This is a genomic window from Methylotenera versatilis 7, from assembly GCF_000799165.1.
Taxonomy (GTDB): domain Bacteria; phylum Pseudomonadota; class Gammaproteobacteria; order Burkholderiales; family Methylophilaceae; genus Methylotenera_A; species Methylotenera_A versatilis_A.
In genome coordinates, this window is the sequence record NZ_JUGF01000002.1 from 1,258,056 (window position 1) to 1,277,455 (window position 19,400).

A 19,400-nucleotide genomic window follows, 5' to 3' on the forward strand; every position below is an offset into this window, starting at 1 on the left:
TTTAATTGGAGGAAATATGAAAATATTACGTTCATTATTGGTTGTATTAGCCATGAGTGCCGCTGCCGTATCAACGGCTTCAGCGCGTGATTCATTCAGTATTGGCATTAATGTTGGCGGCTATGGTCATGATCATGGGTATTATGCGCCACCACCTGTTAGGTATTATTCTGCACCGCCCGTTGTTTATGCGCCACATGTATATTACGCCGCACCAAGAGTTGTTTACCCTAGCCCTTATTACTATACGCCACGTGCATCGTTTGGTTATCAGTATTATGACAATGGGCATCGCCATTACGGCAATAAAGGCTGGAATAACCGTGGACATAGGGATCAGGATAGACGCGGGCATCGCTAAACCATTGTTAAAATTTGATCCAGTTTTACCTTAAGTGGCAGATCATTTTCCACTTAACGTAAATTTTTAATGAGACTTTCCAGCAGGTAAATTGTTGCCTGTTGGCGAACTTGTTGGCGATTTCCGCTGAAAATTTTGGTTTGGGCTTGTATTTGAATTTGATTTTTTGCGGATAGCTCTAAGTCTGTCCATGCAAAGCAGACAGTGCCAACGGGTTTTTCTGCAGTTCCGCCATCTGGGCCTGCAATGCCGGTGATGCTGCCAGCAATATGGGTGTGGTTCGGCTTGCTGTTATGGTTATTAAGCGTAACCCGGTTTAAGCAACCGAGAGCCATTACTTTTGCCGTTTCTTCGCTCACGGCACCATGCTCTTGTAATGTTTTACTTAATACACCTAGCAGGTTGATTTTAGATTGATTGCTGTAGGTAACAAAACCACAATCGAACCATGCAGAACTGCCTGCCACGCTGGTAATCGTTTCTGCAACCATACCGCCTGTACAAGACTCTGCCAAGGTGAGCATCAAATGGCGAGTTGTTAGCAGCGCTCCCAACTCTTTAGCTAATTCATGCGCCTGTGTTAAAAACTGGCTTTCAGATAAAAGCGCATTGTTATGCATAGACTTTTATCCATAGCAAACTTTTTAAAGCCACAATTGCATAAATGCTGGCCAGCAAGTCGTCAAACATCACACCGAAGCCATTTTTGAGTTTTGCATCAAACTGGCGAATGGGAAATGGTTTCCAAATATCAAATAAACGGAATAGGGCAAATGCGATTAACCACCAAAACCAATGCGATGGCGTAAAGGCAAGCACTAACATGATGGCAACGATTTCGTCCCAAACAATCGCACCGTGATCTGCCACGCCTAAGGCTTTGCCTGTTTTGGTGCAAGCGTAAATACCGATTAAAAACAAGCCGCTAATGATGACGAGTTGCGTGGTTAATGCGTAGCTGGAAATGAGCCAGAATATTGGCAAGCCAGCAAGCGTGCCAAAAGTACCAGGTGCTTTTTTGGCTAAACCACTACCAAAACCTAAACTTAGAAAGTGCGCTGGATGCGCGATTAACAACTTGAAAGTTGCTGGATTGGGGCTGGCTGAGCTCTGGTGGTTTAAATTTTTCTTAACCAAAATGGTCAAATCCTTTGTAGTCGATGTTCAATTTCTGTGTGTTATGCATCACATTAATGCCTAGATTTGCTTGCGTTTCGCCAATTAAAGTCAACATCAGGCTTAACTGATTGCTGAGCATGTGAATTTCAGCACGTTTGCTTTTGGGCGCAGTAAAGCAAAGCTCGTAATCATCACCGCCTGCCAGAATAGCTTGTTGAATTTGCGGGCTCTGTAAATCTTGTTTTAAATAATCAATACAAGGGATTTTTGCCAAATCAACGGTTGCGCCAAGCATTGAAGCATGCAGTATGTGCCCTAAATCAGCCAACAGCCCATCTGAAATATCGATACAGCTTGTGGCAATATCGCGTAGTACCAGTCCCAATGCCAAGCGCGGCATTGGCATATGCAATGCGTTTAAGCAGGCAGGTAGGGCACCGCCTAAAACGTGTGTTTTATTCTGCAAATGCGCTAAACCTATCGCCGCACTGCCAAGGTTGCCGCTGACCCAAATATCTTCATCTATTTTCGCGCCACTACGTTTGATGGCTTTACCAAAAGGCACTTCACCCATGATTTGCACGCTAATATTGAGAGGCCCACGCGTGGTGTCGCCGCCAATTAGATCGATATCAAATTGATCCGCACAAGCAAAAAAGCCCTGACTAAATGATTTTAACCAAGTGCCGTCCATGTCAGGCAAGGCAATTGCCAAGGTCGCCCATTTGGGTTGCGCACCCATCGCTGCTATGTCAGATATATTTACGGCTAGTGACTTCCATCCTAATTGATACGGGTCGCAATCAGCAAAAAAGTGAGTGCCTGCTACCAGTGTATCGGCTGAAATAGCGAGTTGCATACCCTGTGTAATAGAAATTAAAGCCGCGTCGTCGCCGATGCCCAAATCCGTTTGTGCTGTAGGTCGAGTGAAGTACTGAGCGATTAAATTAAATTCTGACGACATATTTAAATAGCGTTCGAGGTTAAAACGGCAGCGTTTTTTGCACGCAGATTTTTAATCATTACACACACGGCAATTCCCATAGCGACACCGAAAATATCGGCTAACCAATCACCAAAACTTGCCGTGCGGCTGACCGTTAAAGCGCTTTGAAAATATTCAATTAATGCGCCATAAGTGACTAAGCCTGCGCAAATCCAAGTCTTTTTTTGCATATAGGCAAAACAGCCTAACGTAGTGAGTATGCTAAATCCAACAATGTGCTGTACTTTGTCCCAATAAGGCCAGCCGCCGGTTTTAGGTGTCAAATCAATTAGCATGACAAAAGAGCTGGCGATGATGCAAGCCCAAAACAAAAAAATTGTGATTAAATTGAGGTTAATTCTAGAGTTAAATTTTGACATGTCTATGCTAGTTTAATTTCAGGATGGCTTAATGGCTGATTTTGGTCGAAACGCCTGTACGATAGATGTATTGGTTTCTAAATAAGGCATAGGTGAGTCATCTGTGTCCAGTAGATCTAAGCAATAAGGTATGGCTGCAAAAATGCCGTGCACTTTAACTTCACCTGCTTCACTTTTCAGGCCTTCAAGTGTTTGTGCGATAGCTTTAGGTTGGCCTGGCAGGTTAACAATCAAACATTGTTTGCGGATGACCGCGACCTGTCTGGAAAGAATCGCGGTTGGTACAAAATTAAGGCTGATTTGGCGCATTTGCTCGCCAAAGCCAGGCATCACTTTATCTGCGATTTTCAGTGTAGCTTCTGGTGTCACATCACGCAGGGCTGGCCCTGTACCGCCTGTGGTGAAAATCAGATGACAGGATTGATAATCCACCAAATCAATCAGCGTTTCTTCAATTTCGTCCTGCTCATCAGCGATTAAGCGTGTTTCAAATTTAATCGGTGTAATGACGGTTTTTTCTAACCATTCCTGCAGACTGGGGATACCTTTATCCGCATACACACCACTGCTTGCGCGGTCTGAAATGGAAATTAAGCCGATTTTAATGAATTGTTCTATCATTAGTGTGTCTGTATTGATGTGTCGTTGTTTTAACGTGCTAATCATAACATTTTCAACGTATAAGGATTAATACATGCAGCCTGCTCGCCATCAATCCATGATTAAAAATTCTGCCAATAACCGTGTAGAGATTAAAAGTGCACAGGTAAAAAAAGGTATTTCGCCAAAATTTATGTTGGCTAGCTTGTTAAGTTTGGGAATCTTGTTGCTTGCAACACAGTTAACCGCTGCTGAAAGCAACACTCATGTGCAAAATGTAAGCCCCGCAGAAAACTGGTATGCAAAAAACTATCAAGCGCAGAATAGTGGCAACTTGGCTTCACTGCAAGCTAATCCGGATACCAAAATGTATGCGGGTAATCGCAAAGAAGACGATGATATCAGCATGCTGGAAAATGGCTATGACTTGATGGGTACATCCGGGTTTACGGCAGGCGATGTGCCAGCAGAGCAAGCCTTGCAGCATGCTAAAACTTTAAAGGCAGATACTGTGCTGGTTTACAGCAAGTATGGATCTGCCAAAAAGGCTAGCTCTAAATTGCAATTAATTAAAGAGGCCGCCAAAGTAGGTAAGGAACTGACTGAAAAAGATTTAGAAACAGAACCAGCCAACTATAACTATTACGCCAGTTACTGGGCGAAATTGCCAGCGCCTTTGTTGGGGGTACATGTGATTAAACTTGCGAAAAAGCAATCGCAAGAAGATGAAAAAGCTCTGGAGGAGGAGGGCTTGAAAGTAATCGCCGTGATTAAAGAGTCAGCCGCTGCCAAGGCGAATTTGCAACGTGGAGATGTGTTGATTAGGTTAGGTGATGCAGTTTTAGAAAAACCTGAACAACTGGTGCTTGCTGTGAAAAAATATCAAGGCCAAACCGTGCCGGTAGTGTATGAGCGTGCCGGCCAAACAGCCACAGTGCAAGTCGCGATAAATCAACCTTAATTTAGCTTTGAGTTCAATCTCATGTGGCGCTATCGCGCGTCACGTGATTAAATTGGCTTGTCTCATTATTAACGCTGCTTTCGTAGCAACTTCAGCATGTCTCATTACAGTATTATTCAAAAGACTCTACAAACTCATTTAGTCAAGATTCGCCTTGAAGGTAAGCTGGATCCAATCCAATTATTAGCAGAAATTGTAGCTGCGGTGCGCCCAAGCGGCTTGCACAAAATCAAAAATGCGATGCACTCTCTTCAAGAACTTTGCGATATTTTAAGAGACAACAAAGCGTATGCAGATTGCTTGCAATATGCTGTTTTAAAGCTTATTCAGGTTTATCGGCCAATTTCTATCTTCGCAGACTCTGGGATTCAGCCAAGCAGCGGTTTTTTCTCAGAGCTAAATCGACGTGTCAGTCATCGAGTTTTGCCAGAAGCGATTGATAAACGGTATCTAAAGGATATTTTTGCACTGATTTTTACACAAGCCAATGATGAGCAATGGGTTTTGGCATTGCCAGACGAAATTTGGCTGCAATTGATAGATGTCTTGCATTTTGAAGATGCCGAGCCTGTGATTGTTGAGGCAATCTATCATGAGTTGCTAAAGGCATCGCAGATACTCTCTTATCGACTGTCTTCCTCAGGCTTAGAGCCCGAGCTAGTTAAAAATCATGAGGATTTAGAAAAACATACTTCACCTTTTATTATCCAGAATGAAGAAATTACCGCCGTTGTAAATGCGGAGAATGCGACTGAAACAGATGTCAGCCACGTATTAATCATGTTGGATCAGTGTCGGCAGGTGATTACAAAGACTCGTAAGAATAGCTCACAAAACGGTACCAGTATTCGATTGACGTTTTTGTTACAGAGAATGACGCAACAGTTGGATCGGTTGGAAACAATTTTTAGCATTATTGTGGGTATTAAGAATAAAACCACCGTGAAGATTGAAGCGCTGCGTCTATTTAAAGACTTGGTTTATGCTGAATGCCATAAAAATGATATCAGGCAACATCTGCGCGAAAATGTAGAGTTGCTTGCATTAAGAGTCACTGAGAACGCCAGCAGAGCAGGCGAGCATTACATCACCACCACACGTAGCGAATATTTTAAGTTAATGCGTTCTGCGGCTGGCGCAGGCTTTATCATTGCGATTATGGCCGTGCTAAAAATACTCATCGGTAAACAGCATTTTGCGCCGCTGACAGAAGCGATTTTATTCAGTCTCAATTATGGTCTGGGCTTTGTGTTGATTCATACCCTGCATTTTACGGTTGCGACTAAACAGCCGGCAATGACCGCGGCGGCTATTGCTGGCAGCATTGGTAGCAGTGATGGAAAAACGAAAGACCTGGATAAGTTAGTCAAAACCATTTCGCAAACCATGAGCAGTCAGACGATTGCGATTTTAGGTAATGTGATGGTGGTGTTACCTTTAAGTATCTTGATTTCCTGGCTGATTTTTCAGTTTACTGGCCATTATTTTGTCGATGTTGAAAAGGCGCGTCAATTATTAACCGATAACGATCCCAGCAAAAGTGGTGCAGTTTTGTATGCAGGGGTGGCTGGCGTTTGTTTGTTTTTATCGGGCCTAATTGCGGGTTACCATGATAATTTGGCTATCTATAACAAAATACCGCAACGCTTGGCTGCGCTTAAATGGTTACAGAAATTACTTGGGCCGGCTAGATTGAACCGTTTCGCAAACTACATTGAAAACAATTTAGGCGCACTTGCCGGCAATTTTTATTTTGGTTGCTTGCTTGGCGGGATGTCGGGCTTGGGTGTGTTGCTGGGGCTGCCAATCGATATTCGACACGTCACATTTGCTTCGGCATTCGTCGGGTTTTCAGCGTTTACGTTAGACTTTAACTTCACCCTGAATATGTTTTTAATGGCAGGGCTGGGTATTTATCTGATAGCCACCACGAATCTGGCGGTAAGTTTTGGATTGGCCTTGTACGTTGCGATGAAGTCACGAAAAGTCAATTTTGCACAATGGCGATTACTGTTTGTAAAGGTGTTATCAAGATTGAATCAACATCCTGAAGAGTTTTTGCTACCGCCTAAAAAAGAGGCTGAAAATCAGACTAAAGATGTTGATTAATGAAGCATGCAGCTAAATTAAAAACATCATTAATGCAACACAAGTTGGTGCCAATGCGCCAGCCAATAATTGTCCTGCACCAATCGATTGGTCATTGAAGCCTTGTTTTAAAAGCGCAACGCCGGCTGGATTGGGCGCATTCGCAATCACGGTCAGTCCGCCACCCGCCACCGCGCCTGCCATCAACATATATTTAGCTTCGTCTGACATGCCAGTAATTAGTGAGCCTAAATAGGTCAGCGCTGCATTATCGGTAATTGCAGTGAGTGCTGTTGCGCCAAAGAATAATTGTATGGGCTCTAGGCCTGAAATGATCGGTTGCAGCCACCATTGCTGCATGCCGCCCAATACGACAAGCCCTGCCAAAAAGAAGCCGACCAGCAAACCTTCTTTTAATAATAGGGGAGATTGATAACGTTCATAGGCTTGCGTAAAGCCGAGAAACAATAAAAATAAACCAAAAAATATCACTGGGTGATGCGCGAAAATAACTACAGCGACTAGAAAAGCTACATGGATCAAGCTGACTGTAATGGGCGTTTTGAGCTCTTTTCTCGTTTCGTTTGAAGTTGATATGACGCTTAAATGCTTGCGCAATAAATAACTGATGGCAGTGGCATTAATGAAAACCGCAGTCGCAGCGCGCCAGCCGAATGTGCTTGCCATAAAAGCAGAATCCCATTGCCACGCACTGGCGACCATTAAAACGGGTGGTGCGGCGTATGAGGTTAATGTACCGCCAATTGAAATGTTGACGAATAATACGCCAAGCGCGGCGTATTTTAGCCACTCTGGCATGCCTTGCTTAAAAACTTGCGGTGCCAGCATTAATGCAGCTAGTGTCATTGCCGCAGGTTCTGTAATGAATGAACCTAGCAATGGCACAACCGCTAAGCTTAGCCAGACTTGGGCGAGTAGATTGTTGATAGGAATTAAATTGGCGATAGACTTCACCAGCGTGCGCACCACGTCAAGCAAAGGCCTTGAGGCAGCGACCACCATAATAACAAACACAAATAGTGGTTCGGTGTAATGGCGTGATTCAACGTAGTTAATAGCGTAATTATTACCTGCAAATGTCGCCAGCAAGCCAATTAATATAAATGCCCAAAAGCCGAAAACGACTTCTACTTCGCCTAACAGGTGAAATAATCCAGCATGGTTTGGATGGCGATTTGCCAGTGTTTCAAAGTGTTTGGTTGAGAAAGTATGCAACAGCGCACATGCAAAAATAACTGCTGCAAGCATGTTTAGTGCATGTGCATTCAAGTCGTCTGATCACTTTCGTCGGATTTGTTTGCTTCGGACACCTCACTGATCTCACGAATCAACTTAAATAATTCGCGACTACTTTTTGGCGGCTTTTCTGCCGTCGCTTCGCGCTGGGCATTGCGTATTAACGTGCGTATCTGTTGAATATCTGCTTGTGGAAATTTGGTTAAGAACTCGCTCAATGCGTTGGGCTCTGCAATCAAACGGGCGCGCCAACGCTCCATTGTGTGGAAACGTGCATTTTCTTGCGTGTTCTTTCCTTCCCACGCGGATAATTGCTCAACAATTGGTGCGTTATCTACATCACGCATTAATCGGCCTATATATTGTAGCTGGCGGCGTACTGCGCCGTTGGCAGTAAGGCGTTTTGCTTCCATGACGGCATCAAACAAAGCTTCTGGCAGATCCAGTTTAATTAATTTATCTTTGGACAAATTAATTAATTTTTTGCCAATCGCTTGTTGCGCATCCGCTTCAGCTTTAAGTTTTGTTTTGCTGATAGGCTCTATTAATGGTTCTTTTTCAGTCACGGTATTCACTTGGTTGTGTGGGCTTGTTTGTATGGGTAAGTTGCTACTGTTTTAATATAGCAGCTTTAGTATTAGCTACGGTATGATACCAGTTTTAGCCAATTGAATTAATCAAACCCGACAATGGACTTAGCGCATTTAAAACAAATCACCCAGGATGTACTCAAGATAGCCAAACAAGCTGGCGCATCATCCGCAGAAACTGATGTAAGTTTTGGTACGGGTCAAAATGTATCGGTTCGTTTAGGCGAGACGGAAAACATTGAATACAATCGCGACAAAGGTATGTCGATTACCGTTTATTTCGGTCAACAAAAAGGTCATGCCAGCAGCTCGGATTTAAGTCCACAGGCATTAAAAGATAGTGTGGAAGCGGCTTGTAATATTGCAAAATATACCGCAAAAGATGCGTTTTGTGGGCTGGCTGATGCCAGTCTAATGGCCACAGACATACCGGATTTAAATTTATATCATCCATGGAATGTAAGTGTAGAAGAGGCCGTGGAAATTGCTAAAGCTTGTGAGGCAGCCGCTTTAGAAGTAGACAAAAATCGTATTACAAATTCAGAAGGTGCGGGTGTATCCAATAGCGAAAGTGTTTTTGCTTATGCCAATAGCCATGGTTTTGTAGGTGGCTATGCAAGCTCGCGACACAGCATAAGCTGCTCTGTTATTGCAGGCGAGGGCGATAATATGCAGCGCGATTACTGGTATACCAGCGCGCGTGATCAATTGGATATGGACTCTGCGCAATCAGTCGGAAAGCTGGCAGGCGAGCGCAGTATCAGGCGTTTAGGTGCGCGTGCGATTCAAACAGGGCAATACCCTGTTTTATTTGAGGCACCACTTGCATCAGGATTGATCTCTTCATTGATCGGTGCGATTTCTGGCGGTAGTTTGTATCGAAAGTCTTCTTTTCTATTAGATAGTTTGGGTAAACAAATTGCCTCGCCACTGCTAAATATCCTCGAGGATCCGCATTTGAGCAAAGGTGTTGCGAGCAGTCCATTTGATAATGAAGGTGTCGCGACTAAATCACGTCAATTAATTGAGAATGGTGTTCTGCAAGGTTATGTCTTATCCAGCTATTCTGCCCGAAAATTAGGTATGCAAACCACAGGCAATGCCGGTGGCAGTCACAATTTGATTGTGCGGTCCACCGGGCAGGATTTTGCTGAATTATTAAAGTTAATGAATACCGGCTTATTGGTAACAGAAGTGCTTGGGCATGGCCTCAATATGGTGACAGGTGATTACTCGCGTGGTGCGGCAGGCTTTTGGGTGGAAAATGGCGTGATTGTTTATCCAGTAGAGGAAATTACGATTGCAGGAAATATGAAGGACATGTTGAATCAAATTACGGCAATTGGCACGGATGTGATTAAGAATAGCTCAAAATTGACTGGTTCTATTCTGATTGAGCAAATGACTGTAGCAGCAGGGTGATTTCGCTTAAGTGATTTGTGCAATAAAAAAGCCCTGCATTTGCAGGGCTTTTTTATTACTTAGCTTTTTATCAGTTGGTAAAGTTAACCAATTTTACTCATTAGCTTTACTTAATTTCATCTTCATCCGCTGGTTCAAAGCCATCATCCGTTGCTTTTGTGTTAGCAGCGCCATCTGCAATCAAGTTCGCTCTACTTTGTAAATAGGCATCACGCAGAAATGAATATGGATCAAGCGAGGCGTTATCTACAAGGTCGCCCGCGTCTAAAAGCTGTGCTCTCGCATCAATTAACTGTGCGGTACGTAGCTGATTGTGCAAACGCACTTCGCCTATATTGTGGGTGTATGTGATTGGATCAGTTGTCACTCTGTCAATCGCAAACCCTGTTGCATCGCGCAAGGTACTTGGGCCTAAAATTGGCAGAACTAAATACGCACCATTGCCAACACCCCAGTAACCTAATGTTTGACCAAAATCTTCTTTATGGTTAGGAATATTATCCATGCTGGCAACATCGATAAAGCCCGCTAAACCAAAGGTGGTGTTGATGACAAATCGGCCCGCATCTGTAAATGCGTTCGCAAATTTAAATTGCAGTAAATCGTTTAAAACCGTTGTAATTGAACCTAGATTGTTGAAGAAGTTGTTGAAACCTTTACGTATCGGAGACGGTGTAATGGTTTTATAAGCAGTCGCAACTGGTTTGATGACTGCCCGGTCAGCAACGTCGTTAAATTTATAAATACCGCGATTAATGCCCTCTAACGGGTCTTTATTGGTTGTGGCACAGCCGCTTACCAATAGCGCGAGTACGCAGCTTAGACAAAGAGTGATTAATTTTGAATGCATTATTATGTTCACTTAAATTTAATTAGATTTTGATTACTTTATTAATTGTTTTTAAAGCATATGACTAAGGCATATTTCCCCTCACACAGCATCAACATTATCACCGACAGTGTTTGCGTTGTCTACTGATAAAATTTTAACAATTTATACATTTAGCGTATTGTTGCGTAAAAACAACGTGCGTAAGAAATATCTATAAACTATAAATAGGTGAGTCTGTGTTCAATCATACACATAGCAATTATCATGCCTCGCTATCTGTTATGTCGTTTTCATTTTTATTAGAGCTACAGCTTTTATAGAGAGATAAAGCCAGTGTTCGCTGAGAAGCATGATCAACGACAGGCGGGGGGTAATTTGTACCGATATTAATGTCTATAAGTTGTTGGCGAAGAGGCGGGATTAACCACGGTGCGTGTATTTCTTTGTCATTGCATGGGCCCAATTCTGTCACGTATTTGCGGATAAACTTACCTGCGCCGTCAAACTTCTCACTTTGGGTGATGGGGTTAAAAATTCTAAACCATGGTTGCGCATCACAACCAGTGCTGGCAGCCCATTGCCAGCCACCATTATTAGCACTTAAATCAAAATCCATTAATTTTTCTGCAAAATAGCGCTCACCCCAACGCCAGTCGATGAGTAAATCTTTTACTAAGAAACTTGCCGTAACCATGCGCAGGCGGTTATGCATAAATCCAGTGGTGTTTAGTTGTCGCATGGCCGCATCCACTAATGGATAACCTGTTTTTCCATCGCGCCATGCTTTAAAAAAAGCTTCATTGTTGGGGAAGGGAAGCGTTTCATATTCTGCCTTAAAAGCTTTTCCTGATGCGACTTTTGGATTGTGATGCAGTATTTGAAAATAAAAATCACGCCATATCAATTCATTCAGCCAGCTTTGACTGCCGATGTTTGCGGCCTGCATGGCTTCGCGCGCTAGATGGCGAATCGATACAGTGCCGAATCGCAAATGGACTGATAAATAAGATACGCCTTTAATTGCAGGAAAGTTGCGGGCTTCTTTGTAGTGGCTCATGCGTTGTTTAAAGTCCTCGAACAACGCTAATCCACCTTTCATGCCAGTGGGAAGGCGCATGCTGGATAAATTGGTGCGCTTAAATCCCATATTTTCCAAGCTAGGCAATGGTGTTGGTGTAGTTTTGGCTAGGTTTTGTATGTAGCTATCTACTGGATATGGCTTTACATAAAAATCATTGACTGTTTTAAGCCACATGTTTTTGTATGGTGTAAATACGCCATAAGGCTTGCCAGTCATGTTAAGAATTTCATTTTTTTCAAAGATCACTTGATCTTTGTAGTGTTGAAAGTCGATATTATTTTGTTTTAATGCATGAGCAACAATTTCATCACGCTTAATAGCGCTTGGTTCGTAATCATGGTTAGAAAACACTGCCTCGATTTGCAATGCGTGAGCTAGCTTTGGAATTTCCTCTTGCGCGCTGCCGTACAACACAATCAAGTCGCCACCTTTAAGCTGTAAGGCGGTTTGTAGTGCTTGTATGCTTTCCCAAATGAACTCGACGCGGCGATCCTCTTTGTCGTGTAAGTGGCTCAGAATATCGGTATCAAATACAAAGACGCAATATACTTGGGATGATGATTTAAGTGCATGATAAAAAGCTGCATGATCATAATCGCGTAAATCACGTCTAAACCAGACCAGGGATTTTACATAAGAATTTGTGGTGGATTTTGAATAAGCCATGTTAAAAAGACAACTGATAAGCTGTCTAGTTTAACAAACTTAATATCTATAAATTTAACAGTTGAATTTGAATAGATGCTGGGCTGGATTAATTAACTTCTGGCACCGAACATATATTTTTGTTCAGGCTCAGCTGCAGGCTTGATCGTGGTTACCTTTGCCGTGCTTTCAGCTGATGAACTGACTATGATTAACCCAAGCATTGCTTGAACTTCAAGCGATAACATAATTAATTCCTCGTCTCCCAGTTCAAATGCTTTTTGAAAAACCTCTGCGCTATATTCACTGTCTTTAATGAGTTTGGCAGGATTAACTGAGCCAATTAACCTTCTGGCTGAGACTGAAAATTTTGATAATAAGACTAAGCTTTTGTTATCCATCATGAAATCCTCGATCTTAAATTGTTTCAAAAAGATGCTAATTCAGGGCTAAAATCACTCTTTTGGGGCATGTTTACGATGAAACTAAGCTTCTATATGCCCTGTAGACATATAGAAGCATTTAACATGCCAGCATGCTTTGAATTTATTCGCGGTGATATGGATGGTTTTGAATAACGGAATGTGCGCGGTAAAGTTGTTCCGCCAGCATGATGCGCACCATACCATGCGGCAGTGTGAGTTTAGATAAGCTCCATAGCCAATCGGCTTTTTGTTTGATGGACGCATGCAGGCCATCTGCACCACCAATCACTAAAGCGATATCTCTACCGCCAGTCATATCGCCTGCTAGCCAGTTTGAAAGCTTTTCGGCAAGCTGCAGAGTAGTGACTTCATTACCGCGCTCATCTAAAGCAATCAGGTAGTCGCGCCCAATTGCCTCTAAAATGCGTTTTGCTTCAATCAGTTGGATATTCTCTATGCTGTTGCCAGCAGCACGTTTTTCAGGTTTGATGTCGATAATCTCAACAGTCGCCTCACGTGGCATGCGTTTTGTGTATTCTGTGCAGGCTGTTTCAACCCAGCCCGGCATTTTGTGACCAACTGAAATAATACGTAGCTTCATTACAACTTCATTATTTGCAGTTTTATTACGGTTAATTAAGCCGATTTAATATGCCCGCGACGTGCTTCGGCATCGCCCCAAAGTTGTTCGAGATTATAGTAGGCACGTGTAGTAGGCACCATAATATGTACGACAATATCATTTAAGTCGACTAGCACCCATTCGCCATCTTTTTCGCCTTCAGTGCCACGAACTTCATAGCCTTTTTCTTTCAGTTTTGTACGCACATTATCGCCCATAGCTCTGGCTTGGCGGCTGGAAGTTGCGCTGGCAACTATCATGTAGCTAGTCATATTGGTGAGCTTGCGTACATCCATTGTCGTGATATCGAAACCTTTAACATCGTCTAATGCGTCAATCACGGCAAGCTTCATGGCTTCTAAATCGAAGGGGGCTGCTTGTTTTAAGTCTGTTGAATTTGATTCTGTTGTCATTTAAGCGGCCTGTACTGGGATTGCGTTACGTTGAGTTTGAATCTGGTTTTGAGCATTTACATACACAAGTTGTGGAGCATAGTTTTGCAGTTCCGCTTCGGTGTAGTGTGCGTAGCTGGCAATGATAATAATATCTTTCGGCTGTGCTTTGTGCGCAGCAGCACCGTTAACAGAAATAATGCCAGAATGACGCTCTGCGCGGATAGCATAAGTGTTAAAGCGCTGACCATTGGTCACATTGTAAATATGAATCTCTTCATATTCTTTAATATTTGCAGCTTCCAATAAAGCTTCATCAATCGCACAGCTACCTTCGTAATGTAACTCGCTGTGAGTCACATGTACACGGTGCAGTTTAGATTTAAGCATGGTTCGTTGCATGATTTCCTTGCAGGTTTAACCGTTTTTAAAAAGGGATTGTATTATAGTCTTTTCAATTACTTAGCGCAAAACTCAATGTTATCAATTAGGCGCGTACTCTCTATTTTGGCAGCACCTAATACCACTAAGTTTTTATCGTTCGGTTTCGCAGGCAGCAGGGTTTCGACTGCGCGTACAGAAATATAATCTACCAGCCAGCCGTGCGCTGCTAACTCCAATGCAGTTTGCTTTTCTAATGCATCAAAGTGCGTGTTGCCATTTTCAATAGCGTTAATGATGACCTGTAACGCTTTATTTAATTGGCTTGCATTGGCACGCGCAGTTTCGCTTAAATAACCATTGCGCGAGCTTAATGCAAGGCCACTTATTTCGCGCACTGTTTCGCCGGCAATGATTTCAATCGGATAGTTGAGTTGTTTAACCAGCTCACGAATGATAAAAAGTTGCTGAAAATCTTTTTTACCGAATAGTGCAATTTGCGGTTGCACGATATTGAACAGTTTGGTGACTATCGTTGCAACACCTGCAAAATGGCCTGGGCGACTGACGCCACAGAGTATATTTGCAATGTCTGGCAGGTTAACTGTGATGTTTTGATTGAGATGGATACCATCAAAGTTTGGATATAGCTCAGCCATACTGGGTGTAAATACGATATCTGCGCCTGCAGCTTCCAGTTTTTCACAGTCGGCTGCCAATGTGCGCGGATAACTGGCCAAATCTTCATTGGCGCCAAATTGTAATGGGTTCACAAAAATGCTCACAACCACACATTCTGCGTGCTGCTTAGCTAACTTCACTAATTGAATATGGCCCGCATGTAAATTGCCCATAGTCGGCACAAGGCCAATATTGATGCGGTTTTTAAGGGCAAGCCTTAATGTGCTTTTTGAATCGATTATCTGCATGGCGCTATTTTAAACCACAACAGGATTGAAACGTTTGATTAATCAGCGCTGAATAGTGCGGCGATACAAATAAAAAATCGATTCAGTTCTTAGTCCATCGATTTCAAAGCGCTAGTAGCTATGTTCTGCAGCAGGAAAGGTTTTGTTTTTGACCGACTTCACGTAAGTGGATACCGCATCTTGAATGCTGTTGGTGTCTTTCAAAAAATTGCGCACAAAGCGGGGTGATTTGAACTCTGCTGCATTTTTGCTCGCCGGCCCTGTATAAATGCCCAATAGATCCTGTACAACCAGCACTTGGCCGCTACAGTCCACGCCTGCTCCTATGCCAATTGTCGGTACTTTAATTGTTTCGGTGATGTTTTTGGCTAAGCTGGCTGGCACCATTTCCAGCACAATCAAGCTAACACCGGCATCTGCCATGGTGTTTGCATCTTGTACAATTTTCGCCGCGCCTTCGGCCGTTTTTCCTTGAATTTTGTAGCCGCCAAGCTGATTAACTGATTGTGGTGTAAAGCCTAAATGCGCGCAGACAGGTATGCCACGCTCGACTAAATATCTGGCTGTATTGGCTTTTTCGCCACCACCTTCAAATTTAACCATGTGCGCACCAGATTTGATTAACCACTCTGCATTTTTATATGCAGCTTCAGCGTCATGTTCGTAGCTGCCCAGTGGCATATCAGCAATAATCAACGTGTTAAGTGCGCCTGCGGCTACGCTTTTGGTGTGATAGGTCATGTGATGCATACTCACATTGAGCGTATTTTCTGCGCCATGCAGCACCATACCGAGCGAATCACCCACCAGTAAGATATCCACACCAGCAGCTTCCATTAGTTTGGCAAAAGTGGCGTCGTAACAAGTAAGCATGGCGATTTTTTCGCCAGATTGAACTTTGTGATTCAGTTGGGATAGCAGCATGTCAGCATTTTACAATAAAATTGTTTTGATATTGCCAACAATACTAAACAGACAGGCGAAAGTGAGCGACGGAGATTAAAATCAAGACGAAAAAATGGGGCTTAATATAAGCCCCATCTGTTAGATACTATTTAAAAAGTAAATTTAAATAGAGTTACGTCGCGCAAAACCAAACAGGCATAATGCAGAGGCAAACAACCAAGCTGCGGCGGGGACTGGTACGGCGTTTAACTGCACATAATCAATATTGCCACCAAGGCTATCGCTTGTGCCAGTTGCGGCAAACTTCAACACATCGTTGCCAGTGCCTGTTACAAAAAATTGTTGCGTTACCCATGAGTTGCTTACGCCGCCTGTACCGGTAATCTCAGCTAATAATGTGCCGTTCCAAAAGACTGAAATGCCATTAGTAGTAGCGGGCTGATTAACACGCGGCGAATAATCGAACAAAAGTTCGTACAGCGAGCCAGCTGAAGTCGTAATCGTTTGTATCATTGCACTGTTGTTATTTGAATCTAATTCAACAAAGTTAACGCCGTTAGAAGCAGCGCCTTCTACGTTATTGCGAATTTCGATGCCGGCTCCATTGGTTGTTGACCAGCCATTGATGCTGTTATAAATACCCCATGTGCCATTTGCTTGAATTGTTTCTTCAAAAGAACCGTTTTGTATTAGGTTGGCATTTGCTGTGGTCGCGACTGTTAATAAAGCCACAAGTGTAAATAGTTTTTTCATGATATATCACGTTAATCTTATGCAAAAATCTTATAACGGATAATCTATTAATTGCTAAATGAGCACAATGGCCCGATTGGGTCTTGGAAAGAGTGTCTGATTTGGGTTGTAGCCTTAGTCGAAGTTAGGATTGAAATATTCGCGACTACTTTTAATCTGCAAGATTCTATCCACCAGCAAATTAAGCGCACTTTCATCCTTAATAATATTGAGTTTTTCGTTATTCACAATTAATACAGGCGATGTATCGTAAGTATGAAAAAACTCGCTGTAAGCATCTGCTAAACGCTCAATATATTCCAGTGGAATTTCTTGCTCATAACTGATATTGCGTTCTTCAATACGTTCGGCAAGCTCTTCAATCGGTGTTTGCAGGTAAATTACTAAATCTGGTTTGGGTGATTTTAATTGCAAATGCGTGTAGATTTGGTGATACAACGCGTACTCTTCATCGTCTAAATTAAGTCGTGCGAATAGCGGATCTTTTTCCAGAAAAAAATCCGCCACTGTAGGCGTAGAAAATAAATCGCGTTGTGTCATATCCGCGATTTGGCGTGAACGTTGGAATAAGAAAAACAGCTGCGTTGGTAGCGAGTAACGTTGCGCATCTTGATAAAAACGCGGCAAAAATGGATTATCTTCTGCTTTTTCGCTGAGCAGTTGTACTGAAAATTTGTCTGCCAATAATTTAGCCAGTGTGGTTTTGCCGCTACCAATCGGGCCTTCAATCACGATATAGGGATATTTACTGAATATGCTCATTTGAAGTACTTAATTTGAAGTGTCTAATTTCTGGATGCCTTGATTTAAATGCTTTTGCGCTAATTTTACAACATTGCCATGATTTGGAATGGATAAATCTGGTGCAATTTCAGCCAAAGGTAATAATACAAAGCCACGTAAATGCATGCGTGGATGCGGCAGAGTGAGTTTATGTGACTGCATTTCTACATTGTCATAACACAGTAGATCGCAATCTAATATGCGCGGTGCATTGGCAAATGGACGTTCGCGACCAGCCTGATTTTCAATCGTCAACAATGCGTCTAATAATTCGTCAGGACTTAAAGTGGTGCTGATTTCGGCTGCGGCATTAATGAAATCAGGTTGGTTTTCATAGCCTACCGGCTCGCTTTGATAAAGACTGGAAACCTGAATTAAGCTTGAATTTGTTAATTGGCTGAGTGCAATAAAAGCCTGTTTAACTTGCATAACAGGGTTTTGTAGATTGCTACCCAGTGCAATATAAGCAATGTGTGACTGTGTCTTATGTATCGGTGTTTTTTGCATCAATGAATTGAGTCCAGCACGACTTTATCGGTAGCAGTCGATTTCTTACGGCTACGTTTGCGGCGTTTTTTAGGGCTTGTATCCGGTAATAACATCGCGGTACGATCTTCTGGTTTTGCTTCCGCAAAAGTTGTCCACCAAGTACCCAGCTCAGCATCAATTTCGCCGGAATCGCAACGTAGCAGTAAAAAGTCATAGCCAGCACGATAGCGTGGGTGTTCTAAAATGCCAAAAGGGCGTTTACCTGCGCGTTGTTCAAATCGTGGTTGCAAGCCCCAAATTTCTTTCATGGTGGCGGTATGGCGATTATGAATGGCCAATTTTTCGGCTTGTGTCGCAATCACTTCGTTCATCGCCATATGCAGGGCAGGGATAAAGCTTTCGCCTTTATCCTGATACGTTTGCCAAGCGGCTAATACTTCATGCCACAGTAAGCAAGCGAATAAAAAACTGGGATTTGCAGATTTGCCTATCGAAATACGGTCATCGGTATTCTTAAGTGCCAGCATGACGAATTTTTCGCCCAAAGGTTGTTCCAATACTACGTCCAGCATAGGCAGTAAGCCATGATGTAAATGTTGTGCACGCAAGGCATTGACACTTTCAATCGCATGGCCGGAAAGAAAAAGCTTGAGCATTTCATCAAACAAACGGCTCGGCGGAACGTCCTGCAATAAATTGGCATTTTTGGCGATAGGTGCTTGGGTTGCAGCATCAATTTTTAAGCCAAGCTTAGCGGATAAACGCACCGCACGAAGCATGCGCACGGGGTCTTCCTGATAGCGTGTAAGCGGGTCGCCAATCATGCGCAGCACATTAGCCTTTATATCCGCCACGCCATTGTGAAAATCCAGTACTTCTGCATTGGCTGGGTTGTAATACAAGGCATTGGCGGTAAAGTCGCGTCGCGCTGCATCATGTTCCAAACTGCCAAAAACATTGTCGCGAAGAATCCGTCCGCTATCGTTGGTTTTTGCGTCACCTTCTGCTTGATGATGACCGCGGAAAGTGGAAACTTCAATCGTTTCCTGTCCCCACAACACATGCACTAAGCGAAAACGGCGACCAATAATGCGTGAACGGCGGAAGACGCGATTGACTTCTTCTGGTGTGGCATTGGTGGCGATATCAAAATCTTTCGGCTTGTAATTCAACAACAAATCGCGTACAGCACCGCCGACAATAAATGCTTCAAATCCAGCTTTCTGTAAGCCATCGCAAGTTTTTAATGCCGCTTGGCTGATTAAGCTTTTATCGATCTTATGTACTTTTGCCGTGATTTTTTTAGCCATGCTGGTGTCAATACTGTCAGCTTGGTTAATGGCTAATGTCGCCTTCGTTCTTTTACTAAAAACTTTTTGTAGGAATCTTTTAATCATAT

General features: G+C 43.0%; 23 protein-coding genes. 4 read left to right on the forward strand and 19 right to left on the reverse strand.

Annotation, left to right across the window (positions count from 1 at the left end):
- The first annotated feature begins 16 nt into the window (after positions 1 to 16).
- Positions 17 to 361, forward strand: coding sequence for a hypothetical protein (locus K370_RS10120; RefSeq protein ID WP_052185228.1), 345 nt, complete (start codon positions 17 to 19; stop codon positions 359 to 361).
- Between the two features lie 53 nt (positions 362 to 414).
- On the opposite strand, the gene K370_RS10125 is transcribed toward K370_RS10120, so the two are convergent.
- From K370_RS10125 to mog, 5 genes are read right to left on the reverse strand one after another with little or no spacing between them, the layout of a single operon-like run.
- Positions 415 to 981, reverse strand: a complete 567-nt coding sequence (locus K370_RS10125; protein ID WP_047541303.1) for a CinA family protein — start codon at positions 979 to 981, stop codon at positions 415 to 417.
- Complete coding sequence (locus tag K370_RS10130; RefSeq protein WP_047541304.1) at positions 974 to 1,507, reverse strand: phosphatidylglycerophosphatase A; 534 nt, start codon at positions 1,505 to 1,507, stop codon at positions 974 to 976. Before K370_RS10130 ends, K370_RS10125 begins: the two co-directional genes overlap by 8 nt.
- Positions 1,491 to 2,444: a thiamine-phosphate kinase gene (gene thiL / locus K370_RS10135; RefSeq protein WP_047541305.1), complete on the reverse strand. Its 954-nt coding sequence runs from the start codon at positions 2,442 to 2,444 to the stop codon at positions 1,491 to 1,493. Before thiL ends, K370_RS10130 begins: the two co-directional genes overlap by 17 nt.
- A 2-nt stretch (positions 2,445 to 2,446) precedes the next feature.
- Entirely contained in the window at positions 2,447 to 2,845 is a 399-nt protein-coding gene (locus K370_RS10140; protein ID WP_047541307.1) for a VanZ family protein, read from the reverse strand.
- Between the two features lie 18 nt (positions 2,846 to 2,863).
- On the reverse strand, positions 2,864 to 3,466 hold the full coding sequence (mog, locus tag K370_RS10145; protein ID WP_047541941.1) for a molybdopterin adenylyltransferase: 603 nt from the start codon (positions 3,464 to 3,466) through the stop codon (positions 2,864 to 2,866).
- 73 nt (positions 3,467 to 3,539) lie between these two features.
- Here mog and K370_RS10150 point away from each other — a divergent pair, with 73 nt between their 5' ends.
- The gene (locus K370_RS10150) at positions 3,540 to 4,406 is read left to right on the forward strand and encodes a PDZ domain-containing protein (protein WP_047541308.1); all 867 of its coding nucleotides are present in this window, start codon (positions 3,540 to 3,542) and stop codon (positions 4,404 to 4,406) included.
- Positions 4,407 to 4,502: 96 nt separating this feature from the next.
- On the forward strand, positions 4,503 to 6,515 hold the full coding sequence (locus tag K370_RS10155; protein WP_052185230.1) for a site-specific recombinase: 2,013 nt from the start codon (positions 4,503 to 4,505) through the stop codon (positions 6,513 to 6,515).
- Between the two features lie 12 nt (positions 6,516 to 6,527).
- Here K370_RS10155 and K370_RS10160 read toward each other — a convergent pair whose 3' ends face one another.
- Both K370_RS10160 and yjgA read right to left on the reverse strand, forming a co-directional pair.
- Positions 6,528 to 7,763: a putative Na+/H+ antiporter gene (locus K370_RS10160; protein WP_047541945.1), complete on the reverse strand. Its 1,236-nt coding sequence runs from the start codon at positions 7,761 to 7,763 to the stop codon at positions 6,528 to 6,530.
- 17 nt (positions 7,764 to 7,780) lie between these two features.
- Positions 7,781 to 8,326 carry a ribosome biogenesis factor YjgA gene (yjgA, locus tag K370_RS10165; protein WP_047541309.1) on the reverse strand — a complete coding sequence of 182 codons (546 nt, stop codon included), beginning with the start codon at positions 8,324 to 8,326 and terminating at the stop codon, positions 7,781 to 7,783.
- 114 nt (positions 8,327 to 8,440) lie between these two features.
- On the opposite strand from yjgA, the gene pmbA reads away from it, so the two are divergent.
- On the forward strand, positions 8,441 to 9,763 hold the full coding sequence (pmbA, locus tag K370_RS10170; protein ID WP_047541311.1) for a metalloprotease PmbA: 1,323 nt from the start codon (positions 8,441 to 8,443) through the stop codon (positions 9,761 to 9,763).
- A 106-nt stretch (positions 9,764 to 9,869) separates the two neighbouring features.
- Here the strand turns inward: pmbA and K370_RS10175 are convergent, their stop codons facing one another.
- The 12 genes from K370_RS10175 to pcnB form a co-directional block, all read right to left on the reverse strand.
- Entirely contained in the window at positions 9,870 to 10,613 is a 744-nt protein-coding gene (locus K370_RS10175) for a VacJ family lipoprotein (RefSeq protein ID WP_047541312.1), read from the reverse strand.
- Positions 10,614 to 10,857: 244 nt separating this feature from the next.
- A complete protein-coding gene (locus K370_RS10180) occupies positions 10,858 to 12,342 on the reverse strand; it encodes a cryptochrome/photolyase family protein (protein ID WP_047541313.1) in 1,485 nt (494 codons plus the stop codon).
- Positions 12,343 to 12,434: 92 nt separating this feature from the next.
- The gene (locus K370_RS10185; RefSeq protein WP_235272731.1) at positions 12,435 to 12,725 is read right to left on the reverse strand and encodes a hypothetical protein; all 291 of its coding nucleotides are present in this window, start codon (positions 12,723 to 12,725) and stop codon (positions 12,435 to 12,437) included.
- Positions 12,726 to 12,867: 142 nt separating this feature from the next.
- On the reverse strand, positions 12,868 to 13,347 hold the full coding sequence (gene rlmH / locus K370_RS10190; protein ID WP_047541314.1) for a 23S rRNA (pseudouridine(1915)-N(3))-methyltransferase RlmH: 480 nt from the start codon (positions 13,345 to 13,347) through the stop codon (positions 12,868 to 12,870).
- 35 nt (positions 13,348 to 13,382) lie between these two features.
- A complete protein-coding gene (rsfS, locus tag K370_RS10195; RefSeq protein WP_047541316.1) occupies positions 13,383 to 13,781 on the reverse strand; it encodes a ribosome silencing factor in 399 nt (132 codons plus the stop codon).
- Entirely contained in the window at positions 13,782 to 14,162 is a 381-nt protein-coding gene (gene panD / locus K370_RS10200) for an aspartate 1-decarboxylase (protein WP_047541319.1), read from the reverse strand.
- A 56-nt stretch (positions 14,163 to 14,218) separates the two neighbouring features.
- Complete coding sequence (gene panC / locus K370_RS10205; RefSeq protein ID WP_047541321.1) at positions 14,219 to 15,070, reverse strand: pantoate--beta-alanine ligase; 852 nt, start codon at positions 15,068 to 15,070, stop codon at positions 14,219 to 14,221.
- Between the two features lie 111 nt (positions 15,071 to 15,181).
- Positions 15,182 to 15,994, reverse strand: coding sequence for a 3-methyl-2-oxobutanoate hydroxymethyltransferase (panB, locus tag K370_RS10210; RefSeq protein ID WP_047541322.1), 813 nt, complete (start codon positions 15,992 to 15,994; stop codon positions 15,182 to 15,184).
- 144 nt (positions 15,995 to 16,138) lie between these two features.
- Positions 16,139 to 16,729, reverse strand: a complete 591-nt coding sequence (locus K370_RS10215; RefSeq protein ID WP_047541323.1) for a hypothetical protein — start codon at positions 16,727 to 16,729, stop codon at positions 16,139 to 16,141.
- A 114-nt stretch (positions 16,730 to 16,843) separates the two neighbouring features.
- On the reverse strand, positions 16,844 to 17,491 hold the full coding sequence (locus K370_RS10220; RefSeq protein WP_047541325.1) for a deoxynucleoside kinase: 648 nt from the start codon (positions 17,489 to 17,491) through the stop codon (positions 16,844 to 16,846).
- A 9-nt stretch (positions 17,492 to 17,500) separates the two neighbouring features.
- Entirely contained in the window at positions 17,501 to 18,019 is a 519-nt protein-coding gene (gene folK / locus K370_RS10225) for a 2-amino-4-hydroxy-6-hydroxymethyldihydropteridine diphosphokinase (protein WP_047541326.1), read from the reverse strand.
- Positions 18,019 to 19,398, reverse strand: a complete 1,380-nt coding sequence (pcnB, locus tag K370_RS10230; RefSeq protein ID WP_047541327.1) for a polynucleotide adenylyltransferase PcnB — start codon at positions 19,396 to 19,398, stop codon at positions 18,019 to 18,021. The genes folK and pcnB overlap by 1 nt, the downstream gene beginning before the upstream one ends.
- Positions 19,399 to 19,400: the final 2 nt, after the last annotated feature.

Coding starts and splice junctions, on each gene's coding strand:
- K370_RS10220 (WP_047541325.1), bottom strand. CDS start 17,491: ATGAGCATATTCAGTAAATATCCCTATATCGTGATTGAAGGCCCGATT.
- K370_RS10185 (WP_235272731.1), bottom strand. CDS start 12,725: ATGATGGATAACAAAAGCTTAGTCTTATTATCAAAATTTTCAGTCTCA.
- K370_RS10160 (WP_047541945.1), bottom strand. CDS start 7,763: ATGCTTGCAGCAGTTATTTTTGCATGTGCGCTGTTGCATACTTTCTCA.
- K370_RS10155 (WP_052185230.1), top strand. CDS start 4,503: ATGTCTCATTACAGTATTATTCAAAAGACTCTACAAACTCATTTAGTC.
- mog (WP_047541941.1), bottom strand. CDS start 3,466: ATGATAGAACAATTCATTAAAATCGGCTTAATTTCCATTTCAGACCGC.
- panB (WP_047541322.1), bottom strand. CDS start 15,994: ATGCTGCTATCCCAACTGAATCACAAAGTTCAATCTGGCGAAAAAATC.
- rlmH (WP_047541314.1), bottom strand. CDS start 13,347: ATGAAGCTACGTATTATTTCAGTTGGTCACAAAATGCCGGGCTGGGTT.
- panD (WP_047541319.1), bottom strand. CDS start 14,162: ATGCAACGAACCATGCTTAAATCTAAACTGCACCGTGTACATGTGACT.
- K370_RS10120 (WP_052185228.1), top strand. CDS start 17: ATGAAAATATTACGTTCATTATTGGTTGTATTAGCCATGAGTGCCGCT.
- rsfS (WP_047541316.1), bottom strand. CDS start 13,781: ATGACAACAGAATCAAATTCAACAGACTTAAAACAAGCAGCCCCCTTC.
- panC (WP_047541321.1), bottom strand. CDS start 15,070: ATGCAGATAATCGATTCAAAAAGCACATTAAGGCTTGCCCTTAAAAAC.
- K370_RS10125 (WP_047541303.1), bottom strand. CDS start 981: ATGCATAACAATGCGCTTTTATCTGAAAGCCAGTTTTTAACACAGGCG.
- K370_RS10140 (WP_047541307.1), bottom strand. CDS start 2,845: ATGTCAAAATTTAACTCTAGAATTAACCTCAATTTAATCACAATTTTT.
- thiL (WP_047541305.1), bottom strand. CDS start 2,444: ATGTCGTCAGAATTTAATTTAATCGCTCAGTACTTCACTCGACCTACA.
- pmbA (WP_047541311.1), top strand. CDS start 8,441: ATGGACTTAGCGCATTTAAAACAAATCACCCAGGATGTACTCAAGATA.
- K370_RS10175 (WP_047541312.1), bottom strand. CDS start 10,613: ATGCATTCAAAATTAATCACTCTTTGTCTAAGCTGCGTACTCGCGCTA.
- K370_RS10215 (WP_047541323.1), bottom strand. CDS start 16,729: ATGAAAAAACTATTTACACTTGTGGCTTTATTAACAGTCGCGACCACA.
- K370_RS10150 (WP_047541308.1), top strand. CDS start 3,540: ATGCAGCCTGCTCGCCATCAATCCATGATTAAAAATTCTGCCAATAAC.
- K370_RS10180 (WP_047541313.1), bottom strand. CDS start 12,342: ATGGCTTATTCAAAATCCACCACAAATTCTTATGTAAAATCCCTGGTC.
- folK (WP_047541326.1), bottom strand. CDS start 18,019: ATGCAAAAAACACCGATACATAAGACACAGTCACACATTGCTTATATT.
- pcnB (WP_047541327.1), bottom strand. CDS start 19,398: ATGATTAAAAGATTCCTACAAAAAGTTTTTAGTAAAAGAACGAAGGCG.